Here is a 16,426-nt window from a genome sequence, read left to right as displayed (position 1 = left end):
CATCACCAGCGACGCGCCGCACCTCGACCGCCGACTGGTTCGTCGACCACCGCTGGCAGCCGACGTCGTTCGTGCTGAGCTTCGCCCTCATCGCGATGTTCTGGCTCAATCATCAGCGCCTGTTCTCCGGAGTCGAGCACGTGACGAGCGGACTTCTCTGGATCTGCATGCTGTGGCTGCTGAGCATCGTGTGGCTCCCGCCCGCGCCCATGCTTAGGAACCCCGCAACGATCGAAAAGAACGTCGATCCGAAGATGAGCAAGAACACGACGCCGACCAGGATGCCCATGACGAGCTTCATTCCGCCGTCGGCCGGGGCGCGCCCGCTGTGACGCACCTGCTGGACGTAAGAACGGACGGTCGCGCGATCGGCAGGTTCGGTCAGTGGGCGTGCGTCGAAGGGCAGGCTCATACGGCCACGCTAGTGGTGCGGTATCAGTCGTATGGATGCTGGGGCTGGCGGTAGTCAGAGTGACAGGAGAGGCGGTGAACGCCAGCCAGTCCCGACGACCGGAACAGTCTTGGCGGGGATTCGGCACCGCCAACGGCATCCGCTACACTGTGAAGGTTGTCTGGCATCGGCCGAGTCCGAATCCTGTCATGACACGTGCATCAACCCTCCTGATGCCGGGAAATGCCCGGCATCCGTTCAAGTCCGAAGGAGGTGGGTTAGTGACGCACTCACACCAGTACGAGCTCATGGTCATTCTCGACCCCGAGATCGACGAGCGTCAGGTCGCCCCCAAGCTCGACGGGTTCCTCAAGGTGATCACCGCAGACGGTGGTTCCATCGAGAACGTCGACATCTGGGGCAAGCGTCGCCTGGCGTACGAAATCCAGAAGAAGAACGAGGGCATCTACGCCGTCGTCAACTTCACCGCCACGAGCGCGACCACGCAGGAGCTCGACCGTCAGCTGAAGCTGAACGAGCAGATCATGCGTACCAAGGTCCTACGCGCCGAGGAGGGCATTGCTCTCGTCGCCGCCGAGAAGGAGCGCGCCGACGCCAAGGCCGCCCGCAAGGCAGCGAAGGCGTAACGACGATGGCCGGCGAGACCATCATCACCGTCGTGGGCAACCTCACGGCAGACCCCGAACTGCGCTACACGCAGGGCGGACTGCCTGTCGCGAACTTCACGATCGCGTCGACTCCGCGCAACTTCGACCGTCAGGCGAACGAGTGGAAGGACGGCGAAGCGCTGTTCCTCCGTGCGTCCGTGTGGCGTGAGTTCGCCGAGCACGTCGCCGGTTCGCTGACGAAGGGGTCCCGGGTCATTGCGTCTGGTCGCCTGAAGCAGCGGTCCTACCAGGACCGTGAAGGCAACCAGCGGACCGCGATCGAGCTGGAGGTCGACGAGATCGGCCCCTCGCTGCGATATGCGACGGCTCAGGTCACGCGTGCGGCATCCGGCGGAGGAAACTTCGGTGGAGGCGGCGGTGGCGGCCAGTCGCGCCCCGCGCAGGTTGCGCAGCAGCAGGACGAGCCGTGGTCCACGCCCGGTTCGGCCGCTCCCGATGCCTGGAGCGCTCCGGGCACGTCGTACGGCGACGACACGCCGTTCTGATCACCACACACACTTAAGGAAAAACAATGGCTGGAAAGGCTACCGGCGATCGCCGCAAGCCGCGGAAGGGCGCGAAGAACGCCGCTCCCGCGAAGGCGATCCGCGTCGGCGTCATCGATTACAAAGATGTCCCGACTCTTCGCAAGTTCATCTCGGAGCGCGGGAAGATCCGCGCCCGTCGTATCACCGGTGTCTCGGTGCAGGAGCAGCGTCTGATCGCCACGGCGATCAAGAACGCGCGCGAAATGGCACTCCTGCCTTACGCCGGCGCTGGCCGCTAAGGGGCACGATCATGGCAAAGCTGATTCTCACGAACGAGGTTGCCGGGCTCGGAAGCGCCGGTGACGTCATCGAGGTCAAGAACGGGTACGCCCGCAACTACCTCGTCCCCCAGGGCTTCGCAGTGGTCTGGAGCCGCGGTGGCGAAAAGCAGGTGGCGTCCATTCGCGCCGCTCGCGAGTCGCGCGCAATCCACGACCACGAAGAGGCTGTGGCACTCAAGGACACGCTCGAGGGCGCCAAGGTCCGCCTCGCCGTCAAGGCCGGCAAGGAAGGCCGCCTCTTCGGTTCGGTCAAGACCGCCGATGTCGCGGACGCCGTCAAGACTGCCGGTCTCGGTGATCTCGACAAGCGCAAGATCCACATCACCTCGCCCATCAAGGCGACCGGTGAGCACGAGGCGACGGTTCGTCTGCGCGACGACCTGACCGCCGTGATCACGTTGAACGTGGTCGCCGCGAAGTAGCTTTCGCGTCATACGACGGATGCCGTGGACCTTCGGGTTCACGGCATCCGTCGTTTCGTTTTGGTCGAGATTCTCTCGCTCGAGGACTTGACAAACGGCTCACGGCTTCCGTTCAGGTTTCACATTTGTCCCCAACTCTGAGGTGTGACCGCAACCTTCAAGCGTGACTTCAAACACATTGCCTCTCCACAGGGTGTGTGTCGATAATTACCTGATCCAGCGGCAAAAATCTTTCCCCACACACGGCGTTTCGACCTGTTCTCCACAGGGGTTGTGCACAGGGATCGCGGCGTTTCGCGGAATCCGTCCACAGAGTTATCCACAGGTCGGTTTGCAGGTGTCGGTGGCCGTGCCTAGCGTGGCCTGTGGCTCGGAGGTCGAGTCGGGGAAGAGGGGCGCGTCATGTCGATCGCGGACATTTCGGACGAGCGCCTGGGTGGCTCGGGCCGCGGCCCTGAGCGGATGCCGCCACACGATCTGCTGGCCGAGCAGAGCGCCCTCGGCGGCATGCTGTTGTCGAAGGATGCCGTCGCCGATGTCATCGAAACGCTCCGCGGCACGGACTTCTACGTCCCCAAGCATGAGCTGATCTTCGAAGCGATCCTTTCGCTCTATTCGCACGGTGAGCCCACCGACGTGGTCGCCGTCACGGACGAGTTGATCAAGACCGGCGACCTCCAGCGCGCGGGCGGCGCCGACTACCTGCACTCGCTCACCTCGATCGTGCCGACGGCGGCAAACGCCGGCTACTACGCCTCCATCGTCAATGAACGCGCACTGCTGCGCCGTCTCGTCGAAGCGGGCACGCGCATCGTGCAGATGGGCTACAACGGGCAGGGTGAAGCGCTCGACCTCGTCAACAATGCCCAGGCCGAGATCTACTCCGTGACCGGTGCCGAGCGCGCCGAAGACTACGTGCCGCTGCAGATCGCCGTCGACGCGGCGGTCGAAGAGATCGAGGCCGCGCGCGGCCGCGATGGTCAGATGACCGGCATCCCCTCGGGCTTTGCTGGCCTCGACCAGCTCACCAACGGCATGCACCCCGGGCAGATGATCATCATCGCCGCCCGTCCCGCGATGGGTAAGTCGACGCTCGCGCTCGACTTCGCCCGGTCGGCGGCTATCAAGCACGACATGCCGACGATCTTCTTCTCGCTCGAAATGGGCAAGAGTGAGATTGCGATGCGTCTGATGAGCGCCGAGGGTGCGATCCCGCTGCAGAGCATGCGCAAGGGCACGCTCGACTCGCGCGACTGGACGACGATCGCCGCCACCCGCGGCCGCATCAACGATGCGCCGCTGTACATCGACGACAGCCCCAACATGACGCTCGTCGAGATTCGCGCGAAGTGCCGGCGGCTGAAGCAGCGCGTGGGACTCAAGATGGTCGTCATCGACTATCTGCAGCTGATGACGAGCGGCAAGCGCGTCGAGTCGCGTCAGCAAGAAGTGTCGGAGTTCTCGCGTGCGCTGAAGCTGCTCGCAAAGGAGCTTCAGGTGCCCGTCATCGCGCTGTCGCAGCTGAACCGTGGCGCCGAGCAGCGAGCGGACAAGAAGCCCGCGCTCAGCGACCTGCGTGAGTCGGGCTCGATCGAGCAAGACGCCGACATGGTGGTGCTGCTGCACCGCGAGGCGGCCTACGAGAAGGACAGCCCTCGCGCCGGTGAGGCCGACCTGATCATCGCGAAGCACCGTAACGGTCCGACGGACACGATCACCGTCGCCTTCCAGGGCCACTTCTCCCGCTTCACCGACATGGCTCCGGGCGACTTCGGGTAATGACAGGTGACTGACTAGATTGTCTCCCCGTCACCTAGCCTTCAGCTCATAGTCTGACATGCGAAGCCCTCAGCCCTTCGGCGGGAACGGATCCTTTTTGCCGACAGTGTCGGTGTTTCGGATCTGATTGTTGTCCTTGCGATGGTCGCGCACTTCGCCGCCACCGCTGCGGCTCGCGAAGCCGACCGCCGCGTCGTGTGCTTCCGCCTGGGTGTCGTAGCGACCGGCTGCCTTGCCAGCGCCGGCGCGCTTCGCTCCCCAGTCGCCCTTGTCTTTGTCGTATTGCACGTCGTAGTCAGCCATGGCTGTCCTTCCAAATGTTGTGGCGTGGTCCCTGCGCACCCACGATACGAGGGACCACCGACGTTGAGAGGCGACGGCAGGTTCATTCGGGAGGCAGTGTCGGCTGGCCTCGGTATGCTTCGATCTGAGCGGACCTCGTGACGAGGAGTGGTCTGGGGCCGCTCCGTACGGGCGAGCACCGGATCCGACGCAGCCGGTGCATTGACGGGGAAGGTGGCGGATTGACCGTTCCGAGTAGCTTTCCGGAGCTGTGGTTCTTCGTTGCGTTGGTCATCCCGGGAGTCACCTACGCTTGGGCGAAGCGTCGCTTCGTGGGCTGGCAGGCTCCGAACCAGGACGTTGGGACGCGCACACTCGAGGCGCTTTTCGCCAGCGTGGCATTTCTCCTCGTCTACGGCGCCGCGTTCTTCCTCATCTCAGGCGCCGCCTTTACCGACGCCGGCGCGCAGTTGGAGCAGTTGGTCGCTCAATGGCCCGGGGTGCTCACCTGGGTAGTTGCGGCAGCCCTCCTCGTCGGGCTCCCCGTCCTTGTCGCCTACCTCATGAATGCACGCTGGGTGAAGGTACCCATGGACGGCGGGAAGACTAAGCGGAAGCAGGTCAACCGGGTAAAAGATACGCCGAGGGGCTGGGACAAAGCGGCCTTCACCGCCTATACGCCTCGCTTCGTCAGGGTCAAGACCGCAGAAGGGTCGTGGTGCGGAGGATGGTTCGACTCAGACTCGCTCGTGAGCACGTATCCGCATGAACGTGACCTCTTCGTGGAAGTCCAATGGCAGATGAGCCCCGAGGGAGACTTCGTCAAGCCGATCCCCGGATCACTTGGGGTGTGGATCCCGGTCACGTCGGATTGCATCGTCGAGTGGGTGTCCGGTGTGCCGGCAGGCGGAGAGGAAGAAGAGCGATGACCAATTCGGACAAGCAGCCGAAGAGCATTACCGGTAGCGGCGCACCGATCCCCGGTGCCTCACCTGCGAAACCAAGCAACCCGCCGGGCATGCCCAAGTCTGGGCCGAGCCGTCCCGCCAATGGTGAGACGACGAACAAGTCGAAGTCGAAGTAGCCGGATGATTGGAGCATCGTGAGCAACGAGCCTGACAGGTCGACTCTCAAGGAGAGTGCGTCGCCAATCGCGAGGACGCGCCCCGCCGCGGCGAGCGTGCCCGCAGGCATGCCCGCGACCGGGCCGGCTGCCTCCGCGCCCGCACCGTTGAATGAACGGAGTGATGATGGCGGATCGGAACACTGAAATCGTGGAGCGGAGTGCGGCTCCGCTCCGAGGGAGCGTACCAGCGCCAGCCGTCACGCCATCCGGCATGCCGAACGCCGGACCACAAGCAACCACGCAAGGTCCCTCGGCGCCCTCCGCCGCGCCCGCAGCGGGAAGCCAGTCGGGAGATGCCCGTGAGTGATTCGAGCAACTGGTGCGATGCGCTGTACTTCCCGCACGGTCGGCACAAGTACGGAGGAGTGCACTGCCGTCTGGAGGTCGGGCACGATGGCGATCACTGGTGCGAGGCTGAAGACGAGATGGACTCGTAGTTCGAGAGCCACACACGGATTCACTCCGGCCGCCAGTTAGGTGGGTGGTCGAAACACAACGGTGAGACGCACGAATTCGCGCGTCGCTGAGTAGCAACTGGGAGGTACGGATGGACTGGGCAGTACTGCAGGCGCAGGTCGATGAGCTGATGCGCCGGTACGACGTCGGTGAGATCGATGGCGGGACATACGCGCAGAAGATGATGGAGCTGACCACCTCCGCGCAGGACTGCCCCACTCCTCTCAAGACACTTGAGCAGTCGGAGTCCCACTAATGGCTGCACTCGCTGGCATCGCCGCATTCTTCGTTGCCCTTTTTCTCAGCTACCAGATCTTCCCCGATCCGGGCACTGGGGATATGGAGTATGCAGGCGGGCGGTTCATCTTCACCATCGCGGTGACCGTCGTCGTGTCGGTAGTTGCAAGCAAGGCCAGTAAGAACCGACGTGAAGAGCAGGAGCGCCGCGAAGCTGAGCTGGAGCGGGAGCAAGAACTCGCGAAACGTGAAGCGAAGCGAAGGCGTATCCAGGACGCGCTCGATCGCGAAGAGGCCCGCAGGTCGGCCGCCCTAGCGGACGCGAAATCGCGCGTTGACCACCTGCGCGCACTCCTGCAGCGTCGTGAGCAACAACGACGCGACTCGGGGTACCGACACGGGCGGCACGCCTTCGGCGTGGTATCCGATGAGTTCCTGGCAAACATCGTCTGGGAAAGGCTCCACACGCCTTGGGATGAGCGGAGCACCATCACAGCCGAACAGATGGAGTCGCTGACCGGGGATCTCTACATCAGCACGTACCGAAATCAGCGACGCGAGCTCAACCTGGAGGGAATGCAGTACGCGACGAACATCGATGCGCTGAGTCTGAACCCGATTGACGATGAAGTCGACCTGAGCCCCATTGCGGGGCTTGCCAACCTCCGCCGCCTAGAGATTCGCGGGGGCAAGGGCATCTCAAGCATCGATGCCATCGCCACGCTCGATGGGCTACAGCACCTCGCGCTCGCCCATCTCGCGAACGTCAAGGACTTTCGTCCATTGGCAGGCCTCGAACGCCTCGCTCGACTCGAACTCACCTCAATGTCGGACGCGCTGGAGTTCGACTCCATATCCGGATTGACCGGACTTGCGAAGCTTGAAGTCGGTCACATGGGTTGGTTTACCGACCTCAGCGGCATATCGAATGTCCGACAGCTACGGGAATTAGTGCTCTACTCCACCGGGGACCTCGAAGACCTTTCGGCGCTCGCCAAGCTCAGTAGGCTCGAGGGTCTCTGGTTTGACCGAATGCACATCCGCGGCCTTCGCAAGATCCGGAACCTGTCGACGCTAAAATCACTTACCCTTCGCGACGTGTCGGGTGTCGCCGACCTCGAAGCCCTTTCAAACCTCGGTCAGCTTGCGCAACTTGAACTCACCGGTGTTCGCCTGGACCCCTACAAGTACGAGGGAGGAGCCCTGGACCTCGGCCCCTTGAGCAGCCTCTCCACCCTGAGAAAGGTGAAGCTGATACAGGGAGACGGGTACACCAGCTTTGCCAACTGGGATGCCATCTCGCTGACCAGAGGACTGGTCGAACTCGAGGTGGCCGGGGATCTATACGGAACGAACGCGCTTGATGCCATCTCACACCTCGATCATCTCGAGACACTCCGCATTTCCTCCGCCACCATGCCGGACCTGAAACCTCTCTCCGCGCTCGCCCGGTTGGAGCGTCTCGAGATCGAGGGAGAGTGGATTGGGGACGGACCGACGCACCTGCACGACCTCGAGACGCTGGCCGGCCTGCCTCGACTTCACACGCTGGTCATCGACACATGCGAAGGCTGGCGCCTACTCCGCGACGTTGGCCAGTTCCACGGGCTGACGCACCTTGAGCTTAAGAACTGCAAGCTTGCGCATGAGTACGAAGATCTAGATTCCTTGGCGAATCTCACGCGGCTCGAATCGCTCGTCCTGCGGGAGAACTCGAATCTCGTGCGCGACGTCAGCCCACTCGAACACCTCTCACGACTGACAAGCCTCACTCTTGTATCGAAGAGCTACGAGAGCCCGTGGGATACCTCCCGGTTGGAACAGACGGAGGGGCTGACTATCAGCACGAGGTAACCGAGCTTGAGGCGCGAGCGATTCGATAGCCTCAACCCGCGCAGATTCATCCGCTTGAACATGTAGGGGGCCGCTTGAGTGACTACTGGCTGACCGTTGGAATCGTCGCGTTGATCGCAGCCCTCACGAGTGCAATCGTCAGCATTTGGGGTGTCGCACGGAACATCAAGCACAAGGCGGTGATCGAGGAGAGGCAGAACTGGCGACTGGCAATGCGCGAACTGGTCCCAGCATTCGTCGGCGAAGAAGACGTGCGCGAACGCGAACGAATGCGAAACGCGATCGTACTCCGCCTGAATCCCTATAAGGACCAGGAAGCCGTCGACCTACTCAACCAGTACGTCTCGGCGCCTTCGCCTGATGCAGGACGGGAGTTGGTCGCGCACTTTCAGGCCATGCTCAAGCTTGAGTGGCAACGGGCGAAGAGGGAGGCCGGCCTCCTTGCATGGGGCGCAGGTTGGAGGGCGGGCCTCAGCGTGAAATGGCAGGGATGGCGAGCCGTGAGCTCAGGTCGCGCTGACGCAGACCAGGCAGCGCTGTAACGCATGCCGTGCAGAGGGGACGGGTCCAGAGGATGGAGCCGCGGCCTTGTTTCGAGGGTTGCTCCGTGGGACCGGTCGAACGACTTATGCAGGTCGGACAATCTAGTTGGCGGAGAAAGCCGACAAACTGTTGGCGGAATCGCTCGAATCGCCATATCTACGGACAAACTAGTGGTGTCTCCGACAGGTAATTGTAGGGACTGCTGGAAGATGTTCATTTCGCAAGAGAGTTGTCCACGCCATGTCCAAATGGACATTTCGGGCGGTGCTTGCTGTACAGCGACAGCTGTATGATCAGCGCATGCTGACTATTACGACGCGCCTCGATGTGATGAACCGGCTTGGCCGGGCGATGGCCGATCCGACTCGATCGCGGATTCTGATGGTGCTTCTTGAGGGGCCTTCCTACCCGGCGGTGCTCGCGCGGGACCTTGAGTTGACCCGGTCGAACGTCTCGAACCACCTCACTTGTCTGCGGGACTGCGGGATTGTGGTCGCGGAGCCGGAGGGTCGGCAGACCCGGTACGAGATCTCCGACCCGCACCTGACGGCCGCGCTCACCGTCCTCGTCGACGTTGCCCTGGCCGTCGACGCGGACGCCCCGTGCCTGGACCCGTCCTGCTCGGTCGCCGGCTGCTGCGAGGTCACGGCATGACCACGCTTACCCCCGACCGTCGTGAGCGGCTCCACCGCCGGGTGCGGTTCATCGTCGCGTTCACGATCACGTACAACGTCATCGAGGCGATCGTCGCCATCACCGCCGGCGTGCTGGCGTCGTCGGCGGCGCTGATCGGATTCGGTCTCGACTCTGTCGTCGAGGTGCTCTCCGCCGTCGCTATCGCATGGCAGTTCACACGGAAGGACCCCGAGCGGTGGGAGAAGGTAACCGTGCGCGCGATCGGGCTGGCGTTCTTCGCCCTCGCCGCCTACGTCACCATCGACGCGATCCTCAGCCTCGTCTCGCAAGAGGGACCCGAACACAGCCCACTCGGGCTCGGCATTACCGCGCTCAGCCTGCTGGTGATGCCGCTGCTGGCCTGGTTCGAGATCCGCACTGGCCGGGAGCTCGGATCGAAGAGCGTCCTCGCCGACGCGCGCCAGCTGCTGCTGTGCGTCTATCTCTCCGGTGCCGTCTTCATCGGGCTGATCCTCAACAGCCTGTTCGGCTGGTGGTGGGCAGACTCCGTCGCCGCGTTGGTCGTTGCCGCTCTCGCCGTTCGTGAAGGCATCGAAGCCTGGACCGGCGACGTCGAGTCACCCTTCGAAGTGCTGAGCGAGATGAAGGAAGAGTAGCCCGCGGACATCTCCCCCCGTAGTCTGCAGCCGCCTTCGCGGACATCTCTTGCGTCTCGTGCAGGTCGTGACGTGGATGCAATGGACATCCGGCGCTGCGTCCTACAACTAATCGCCCGCAGTCTCCCTTCACCGCCGGTCGCGCAGAACCGAATGCTGCTCGCCGCGGCGCGGCGGGATGTACGTGCAGGTATCGCCCGCGCACAGGTCCGGCTTGCGACGAGAGAAACGTTGGGCGACGACGCATCCGAGGCAGAAGCCGAAAGCTGTCTCCAGGTACAGCAGCAGAAGACAGATCCCGCAGATCAACTGAGCGACGATGGTTGGCAGTCCGAGCCACCCCAGACTGACGCAGCCCGCGAGGGACAGCCCGAGGCCCATGCCCCAGGCGAGGAGCTTCGATCGCGCATTCACCCACTCCGGGCGTTGCGTTCGAGTCATCAGCGTGCCCAGTAGCAGCGTCGGCATGAAACCCGTTCCGACGAACAGCCGCAGCATCATCTCGATGGCGAACACCATTCCGAAGACCCGCATCGGCTGCAGATCCCCCGTGATCGCTCCCCACAGCCACGTCGAGAAAGCGCCCAGAAACAGAATCCCCGCCGACGCGCGCACCGCCCGTTTGTTCACCACAGGAACCTCGAGGCCCTCGACCCACTGACCGACGAGGGGCCGTTCCTTCGTCGGTTGGCTTCGCTGGATGTTCATAAATATACCCTAGGGGGTATAGTTGAACGTCCCCAACCCGACGAAAGGTGCAAGAGATGTGCGCTCGAGTGACGTGTGATCAGTGTGGCAAAGCGACGTGGGCAGGATGCGGCCAGCATGTGGAAGAGGCGCTCCACGGAGTCCCAGCCGATCAGCGGTGCGAGGGCCACCCGTATGCCGCGGCGTAGATTGCGGGCCATCGCGCTCGGTGCGGCGCTCGCCTTCTCGATCACGATCAGCGGGTGCGCAGCCACAGCGGATCCCCCCATCGCGATCGGCGAGGACACGGTCGTTGTCGACGTGCGCACGCCCGGGGAGTACGCCGCGGGCCACCTCGATGGCGCCGTCAACATCGACCTCCAATCGGCAGCATTCGACGCGACCATCGCGGAACTCGACCCCGGCGAGGAGTACCTCGTCTACTGTCAGTCCGGCAACCGATCCGCCCAGGCGGTCGCCGCGATGGAAGCTGCGGGACTGGACGTGCGCGACGCCGGCGGGCTTTCCCAGGCCGAAAAGGCCACCGGTCTCGCCATCGTCCGGTGAGGGGGAACGTGCGCTGGTGAGTGCCGCACGGGCTCAGCGGCGGAGCCGTGCGCGCGTGCGCGAGACACCGCGGAGCGACGCCCGCACCGGTTGCCCGAGGTAGATGCCCAGCGATGCGCCGACGGCGAGACTCACTCCGATGATCGCCGCGGCGGCGAGCGTGGTGAATCCGGCGAGGAGCACCTCGGTGCTCTCCCCGGACTCGACGATGCTCAGCAACCCGCGGAACACCGCGGCGCCGGGCACCATCGGCAGGATCGCCGCCGTCGTGATCGCCACAGACGGCACATGCACGCGGTAGGCGATGAGGGTTCCGACGAAACTGCCGGCGAAGGCGCCGACACCGCTTGCGGCGGCAATCTCCAACCCCACTTGTGACACCAGGAGATACGCCAGCCACGCGACAAGACTCAGCGCCGCACTGACGGCGATGATCCGCCCTCCGGCTCCGTTGAACACCGCGACCGACACCGCGATCAGAGCCGCTCCGACGAACTGCAGCGGAACAGGACCCAGCGGGAGCGCCTCGGTCGGCGGCGCCATCGCCAGTCCGACAACGCGGGCGAATTCCAACCCCGCCAGAATGCCGAGCACGACCCCGAGTGTGTAGGTCATGAGCTCGAGAATGCGGCCCATCGCCGTGAGCGCGAATCCGTCGATCGCGTCTTGAGCCGCCCCGACGACCGTGAGCCCGGCGAGCATCAAGACGACTCCGGATGCCACGATCACCGACGGTCGCACCTCGAACGCGGCATCCCACCCCGTCTGCCGAAGGAGAGGGGAAAGTGCGGCGACGAGGGTCAGCACGAAAGCGCCGGCGATCTGGCTGAAGAAGTAGGGCACGCGTGCGCGGGCGAGCGCGAATTGGGTGAGTGCGGCCAGCGCCGCCGCCACGAAGGCGAGAACAATGACGAGCCAGTTGCCCCCGAACACGACCGCGACACCGACCGCGAGCAGAGCCTGCGAGGCGATGACGATCGGGGGACGGTAGCGGAAGCGCGTGCGACGGATGTCCCGATATCGCGCCGCGGCGGCATCCAGATCGAGTCCTCGCGTCACCTCCACCATGAGGGCCTGCAGGTGCTGGAGCCTCTCGTGGTCCGGAGCGGAGCCGCGGACGACCCGCAGGAGAGTGATCGGCTGGGTGGCGCCGGGGCGGTGATGGGCCGCCGTGATCGAGTTGTAGGTCACGTCGACGTGAACGGGATGGAGTCCATACGCGCCCGCGATGCGAACGACCGCCGCCGTGACATCACTGGCGTTCGCCCCGGCGACGAGCATCGACTCGCCGACCCGCACGGCGAGCTCGAGAATGCGGACAGCCAGTCCATCACCGACGATCGGCAGCGAGTCGGTGAGCGTGTCGTCCGTGCCCTGCGCTCGGACGAAGCTCGTCAGCGATGTCAGGAGCTTGCGCTCACGCCGGCTCATCGTGTGTCTTCCCCTGCTGTTCCGCTGGCTCGATCGGCCCGAGTCTATCTGCGGGAGGGGCCTCGCTAGGGTGGACTGCATGACGGCGCCACCCCCGCAACACACCGTGGAGCAGACCACGGAGAAGGCTTCGATGAAGAAGTGGGTCTTCTGGCCTGCGGCGCTCATCGCTCTCTCCTTCAGTGCTTTCGCGCTCATCGCCCCCGGCCTGGCCGAAGCGGCCTTCGGCGCGATTCAGTCGAGCATCGTGAACGCCTTCAACTGGTACTACGTGCTCATCGCCGCCTTCTTCGTCGTGTTCGCCCTCTCGATCGGCTTCAGCAGGTTCGGGGACATCCGCCTCGGGGCCGACGACGACTCACCCGAGTTCTCGCTGGGGGCGTGGTTCTCGCTGCTGTTCGCGGCGGGAATGGGTATCGGCCTCGTCTTCTACGGCGTGAGTGAGCCGCTCAGTCACTTCGTCACCCCGCGGCCCGGGCTCAGCGGCACACCCGAGCAGCTCGCGCAGGCTGCGCTCAGCCAGACCTACCTGCACTGGGGTGTGCAGGCGTGGTCGATCTACGTCGTCGTCGGCCTGGGCCTGGCCTACGCCATCCACCGCCGCAAGCGCCCGATCTCGATTCGCTGGACGCTCGAACCCCTCCTGGGTAAGCGTGTTCGGGGCGGCTGGGGCAACACGATCGACGTGATCGCCCTCGTCGGAACGCTGTTCGGTGTGGCGACGTCGCTCGGTCTGGGCGTGCTGCAGATCAGCGCCGGGCTCGATTCCATCGGCCTCTTCGAACCGAGTGAGCCCGTGCAGATCGCGATCATCGCCGTGATCACCGTCTTCGTTCTGATGTCGGTGCTCTCGGGTGTCACCAAGGGCATGAAGTGGCTGTCCTCGGTGAACCTGATCCTCGCGGGGATGCTCGTCCTGTACCTGCTGATCTTCGGGCAGACCGAGTTCCTGCTGCGCGAGTGGGTGCAGTCGATCGGCAACTACGTGCAGAACTTCATCGGCTTGTCGTTCAACGTCAGCGCCTTCCAGGGCGCCGCCGGTGAGCAGTGGCAAGCCGGGTGGACCTCGTTCTACTGGGGATGGTGGATCTCGTGGGCGCCCTTCGTCGGCATCTTCATCGCCCGCATCTCGCGCGGCCGCACCGTGCGGCAGTTCGTCCTCGGTGTGATCATCGTCCCGACGTTGATCACGATCCTGTGGTTCGCGGTTCTGGGCGGATCCGCCCTGTATATCGAGCTCACGCAGCCCGGGGCCCTCACCCAGGACGACGGCACGGTCGATCTCAACACGGCGTTGTTCCAGATGCTGGCGTTCATCCCCGGCACTCCGGTGCTCACCGTCGGGGTCATCCTGCTCATCACCATCTTCTTCGTGACGTCATCCGATTCCGGTGCGCTCGTGATGGGAATGATCGCTACCGGAGGGCAGATCAATCCCCGCAAGTGGATCCGTGTGTTCTTCACCCTGGCGACCGCGGTTCTGGCCACCGCCCTCCTGCTGACGGGAGGCCTCCAGGCCCTGCAGACCGCGGCGATCATCATCGCGCTGCCGTTCAGCATCATCATGCTGCTCATGTGTTGGTCGACCGTGATCGCCTTCAGCCGGGAGCGGCGTGCGTACGACCGGGCGGCGCGGGCGCAGTTCGTCGATCAGATCGGCGAGTACTACGGTCTCGAGGTCGAGGTGCCCGCCGAGGAAGGGGTGCTGCACGAGCCGTCGTGGATGCGGCGTCTCGCGCGACGGATCGGACTGCGAACGGATGCCGACACGTCGGCGATCGCGGTCGTCGAGGCGGAGGGTGCGGCCGAGTCGGCGCTTCCGCCGGTGCTCACCAACGTCGACGGTGACGCCCCGTCGCGTCGATCCCTGCGGCGGACGCTCGATGCCACCAATGCGGAACCGGGCGGGGTTCCCACCGACGACATCGACCACGTCGTCGAGAACGACCCTCGTGCGAGCGGCGACGTCACGGATGTTCCCGATCGCACGTCCGATGACGATGGACGCGACCCGCTGAAGTAGGCGTCGCGCGGGAGGAGCCCGGTCAGCGTGCGGACCCTCTCGAACGGATGCCTGGTCTGCTCGACGCGGCGGCCGCGGACAGGGGCGGTCTGCTCGATGAGTTGGATGCGGAGCTGACTGCGCAGATCGAGCGGCTGACCCGGCAACGCACTCTCATTGCCCGCCTTCGGGACCACATCGCGTCCCCGGGTCCGGCGAGGAGGGGATGCCGGGCTCGTGCGCTTCTACCAGCGCGTCAGTCACGCGGAGATCGCCCCGGCCGTCGCCGACATGGTCAAGCGCTTCGCTCTCCTCGGCCCGGACAGCGCCGACGAGGACATCGCCACGCTGGTGAGGGAGTTCGCGGAGACGTTCGTCCCCCTGCTTGCCGAAGAATCGAATCCGCTCGAGTTGGGGGCATCCGCCAGCACACGCCCCCGTCGACGAATCGTCGCGGGGGCGTGTGTGGGTGGAGGTCAGTGGCCGGAAACCTCGCCGACGACGGCGATCTCGTTGGGCATGTGCGCCAGGCTGCCTTCGGAAATCACCTCGCCGGAGTGCAGATCGACCGCGAAGATCTTCTGGGTGGCACGCCGTCTTCGCAGCCGAACACGACGACCTCGTCCTTCAGCGAGCCTTCGGCGCTCGCGCAGCAGGCGAGTGTGCTGTTGCTCGACGAGCCGGAGGCGGGTCTCGATCACGAGTCGCGGGCGGCCATCCACTACGTGCTCGCCGAAGAAGTGGCGCGCGGCGCGTGCGTCGTCGTCGCTACGCACGACATCGGCACGGCTACGGCGGCGCAGCGCTGCGTGTTGCTGCGGGGTGGCCGCGTTGTCGCCGACGGCTCGCCGGAGGAGGTTCTGACCGGCGACAGCTACGCCGAGGCGTTCCTGTCGGGCGCCTCCGCGCGCTGAGCGATCGGCGTGAGCAGCTCGCGCGCGAGCAGCGTCGATCCGGCGACGGCGGCCGGCATGGTCGCCACCGCGCCACCCGGAACCAGGAAGCACAGCTGCGTAGCGACGCCGAAGCCGAGGGTGAGCGCGCGGCGCTGGCGCATGAGCGCGCGACGGTGCGACGCCTCCACACCCCGCGCCGTCAGGGCGCGTGAGGAGAGTTCGTCGGCGAGGAGCAGGCCGGTGAGGAAGACACCGACGACGGCCGAGATGACCCCGCCGACACCCGGGATGAGGCCGAGCAGGGCCGCGAACAGAGCGACCCCGATGCCGCGGAAGACGAGACCCACGCTGTCGGCGACCGACCGCCAGAACCCGCCGTCGGATGCTGGGGGCGCATCGCCGAGGTCGTCCTCGACGGCCCGCCAGATGCGCTCGTAGAACGGCTCGCCGACGAGGAGGGTCAGCGCCGTGAACGAGATGGCGACGATCACGAGCGCGGCACCGATCAGCGCGGTGCCGACGGCGATCCGGATAACAGATGCCCAGAGGCCCGGCCATCCTTCCGCGAACGGGGTCAGGGCCACCGTGATGCCGGACACGGACGTCGCGAGCGCGATCAGGCCTCCCAGCAGTACGGCGGCGACGATGACGGCCGGGATGAGCCCGAGCGCCATGAGCCGCGGACGTCGTCGCCAGTAGCGGAAGCCGCCGCCGAGCAGCGACATCCCTCGGGTGAACTCGCGCATCATTCGGCGTACGGCGGGATCGTGGCGTAGGTGGCGATCTCGGCGACCGCCGCGCCCAGCGGATCGAGGTGCCACCAGCGACGTGACGCGGTGCGTGCGCCGGTGCTTCGACCGGGGGTCGACGGGGTCGGAGGGGTGGGTGTGCCGCGACGTCCGTCGGAGCGCGGGCGTCGAGGCATGATGTGCACACTAGCGAAGGCGGGGCCGTTCGAGGCGCA

At 65.0% G+C, this 16,426-nt stretch carries 20 protein-coding genes; 15 read left to right on the top strand and 5 right to left on the bottom strand.

Going from position 1 to position 16,426, the window contains the following annotated elements:
- Positions 1–71: 71 nt before the first annotated feature.
- The 6 genes from Q0653_RS14050 to dnaB all read left to right on the top strand — a co-directional run bounded on the left by Q0653_RS14050 (position 72) and on the right by dnaB (position 4,089).
- Positions 72–332, top strand: coding sequence for a TMEM175 family protein (locus Q0653_RS14050; RefSeq protein ID WP_366521964.1), 261 nt, complete (start codon positions 72–74; stop codon positions 330–332).
- A gap of 367 nt (positions 333–699) precedes the next feature.
- Positions 700–1,038, top strand: a complete 339-nt coding sequence (gene rpsF, locus Q0653_RS06370; RefSeq protein WP_261607677.1) for a 30S ribosomal protein S6 — start codon at positions 700–702, stop codon at positions 1,036–1,038.
- Between the two features lie 5 nt (positions 1,039–1,043).
- The gene (locus tag Q0653_RS06365) at positions 1,044–1,565 is read left to right on the top strand and encodes a single-stranded DNA-binding protein (protein WP_298742789.1); all 522 of its coding nucleotides are present in this window, start codon (positions 1,044–1,046) and stop codon (positions 1,563–1,565) included.
- A gap of 26 nt (positions 1,566–1,591) precedes the next feature.
- Positions 1,592–1,846 (top strand): 30S ribosomal protein S18, encoded by a 255-nt coding sequence (gene rpsR / locus Q0653_RS06360; RefSeq protein ID WP_261607591.1) that lies wholly within the window; start codon positions 1,592–1,594, stop codon positions 1,844–1,846.
- Between the two features lie 11 nt (positions 1,847–1,857).
- Complete coding sequence (rplI, locus tag Q0653_RS06355; protein WP_298943547.1) at positions 1,858–2,310, top strand: 50S ribosomal protein L9; 453 nt, start codon at positions 1,858–1,860, stop codon at positions 2,308–2,310.
- A 402-nt stretch (positions 2,311–2,712) separates the two neighbouring features.
- Complete coding sequence (gene dnaB, locus Q0653_RS06350; protein ID WP_298742784.1) at positions 2,713–4,089, top strand: replicative DNA helicase; 1,377 nt, start codon at positions 2,713–2,715, stop codon at positions 4,087–4,089.
- 69 nt (positions 4,090–4,158) lie between these two features.
- On the opposite strand, the gene Q0653_RS06345 is transcribed toward dnaB, so the two are convergent.
- Positions 4,159–4,392: a DUF2188 domain-containing protein gene (locus Q0653_RS06345; protein WP_298943546.1), complete on the bottom strand. Its 234-nt coding sequence runs from the start codon at positions 4,390–4,392 to the stop codon at positions 4,159–4,161.
- A 221-nt stretch (positions 4,393–4,613) separates the two neighbouring features.
- Here Q0653_RS06345 and Q0653_RS06340 point away from each other — a divergent pair, with 221 nt between their 5' ends.
- The 6 genes from Q0653_RS06340 to Q0653_RS06315 all read left to right on the top strand — a co-directional run bounded on the left by Q0653_RS06340 (position 4,614) and on the right by Q0653_RS06315 (position 9,879).
- On the top strand, positions 4,614–5,300 hold the full coding sequence (locus Q0653_RS06340) for a DUF6338 family protein (RefSeq protein ID WP_298943545.1): 687 nt from the start codon (positions 4,614–4,616) through the stop codon (positions 5,298–5,300).
- A 744-nt stretch (positions 5,301–6,044) separates the two neighbouring features.
- On the top strand, positions 6,045–6,209 hold the full coding sequence (locus Q0653_RS06335; RefSeq protein ID WP_175987709.1) for a hypothetical protein: 165 nt from the start codon (positions 6,045–6,047) through the stop codon (positions 6,207–6,209).
- A complete protein-coding gene (locus Q0653_RS06330) occupies positions 6,209–8,044 on the top strand; it encodes a hypothetical protein (RefSeq protein WP_298943541.1) in 1,836 nt (611 codons plus the stop codon). The genes Q0653_RS06335 and Q0653_RS06330 overlap by 1 nt, the downstream gene beginning before the upstream one ends.
- A 74-nt stretch (positions 8,045–8,118) precedes the next feature.
- A complete protein-coding gene (locus tag Q0653_RS06325) occupies positions 8,119–8,586 on the top strand; it encodes a hypothetical protein (protein WP_298943539.1) in 468 nt (155 codons plus the stop codon).
- Positions 8,587–8,887: 301 nt separating this feature from the next.
- The gene (locus tag Q0653_RS06320) at positions 8,888–9,241 is read left to right on the top strand and encodes a metalloregulator ArsR/SmtB family transcription factor (protein ID WP_298943537.1); all 354 of its coding nucleotides are present in this window, start codon (positions 8,888–8,890) and stop codon (positions 9,239–9,241) included.
- Positions 9,238–9,879 carry a cation transporter gene (locus Q0653_RS06315; RefSeq protein ID WP_298943535.1) on the top strand — a complete coding sequence of 214 codons (642 nt, stop codon included), beginning with the start codon at positions 9,238–9,240 and terminating at the stop codon, positions 9,877–9,879. Before Q0653_RS06320 ends, Q0653_RS06315 begins: the two co-directional genes overlap by 4 nt.
- 129 nt (positions 9,880–10,008) lie before the next feature.
- Here Q0653_RS06315 and Q0653_RS06310 read toward each other — a convergent pair whose 3' ends face one another.
- On the bottom strand, positions 10,009–10,587 hold the full coding sequence (locus Q0653_RS06310) for a DUF4395 domain-containing protein (protein WP_298943533.1): 579 nt from the start codon (positions 10,585–10,587) through the stop codon (positions 10,009–10,011).
- A gap of 174 nt (positions 10,588–10,761) precedes the next feature.
- Here Q0653_RS06310 and Q0653_RS06305 point away from each other — a divergent pair, with 174 nt between their 5' ends.
- Complete coding sequence (locus Q0653_RS06305; RefSeq protein ID WP_298943531.1) at positions 10,762–11,133, top strand: rhodanese-like domain-containing protein; 372 nt, start codon at positions 10,762–10,764, stop codon at positions 11,131–11,133.
- A 33-nt stretch (positions 11,134–11,166) separates the two neighbouring features.
- Here the strand turns inward: Q0653_RS06305 and Q0653_RS06300 are convergent, their stop codons facing one another.
- Entirely contained in the window at positions 11,167–12,564 is a 1,398-nt protein-coding gene (locus tag Q0653_RS06300; RefSeq protein ID WP_298943529.1) for a threonine/serine exporter family protein, read from the bottom strand.
- Between the two features lie 79 nt (positions 12,565–12,643).
- Here Q0653_RS06300 and Q0653_RS06295 point away from each other — a divergent pair, with 79 nt between their 5' ends.
- Positions 12,644–14,587, top strand: a complete 1,944-nt coding sequence (locus Q0653_RS06295; RefSeq protein ID WP_298943527.1) for a BCCT family transporter — start codon at positions 12,644–12,646, stop codon at positions 14,585–14,587.
- A 458-nt stretch (positions 14,588–15,045) separates the two neighbouring features.
- Positions 15,046–15,480, top strand: a complete 435-nt coding sequence (locus Q0653_RS06290; RefSeq protein ID WP_298943525.1) for an ABC transporter ATP-binding protein — start codon at positions 15,046–15,048, stop codon at positions 15,478–15,480.
- Here the strand turns inward: Q0653_RS06290 and Q0653_RS06285 are convergent.
- Both Q0653_RS06285 and Q0653_RS06280 read right to left on the bottom strand, forming a co-directional pair.
- Positions 15,441–16,211, bottom strand: coding sequence for an EI24 domain-containing protein (locus tag Q0653_RS06285; protein ID WP_298943523.1), 771 nt, complete (start codon positions 16,209–16,211; stop codon positions 15,441–15,443). The genes Q0653_RS06290 and Q0653_RS06285 overlap by 40 nt on opposite strands.
- A complete protein-coding gene (locus tag Q0653_RS06280; RefSeq protein WP_298943522.1) occupies positions 16,208–16,387 on the bottom strand; it encodes a hypothetical protein in 180 nt (59 codons plus the stop codon). The genes Q0653_RS06285 and Q0653_RS06280 overlap by 4 nt, the downstream gene beginning before the upstream one ends.
- Between the last annotated feature and the right edge of the window lie 39 nt (positions 16,388–16,426).

The organism is uncultured Microbacterium sp., from assembly GCF_947488465.1.
Classification (GTDB): Bacteria; Actinomycetota; Actinomycetes; order Actinomycetales; family Microbacteriaceae; genus Microbacterium.
This window is presented reverse-complemented; position numbering and strand designations above follow the sequence as displayed.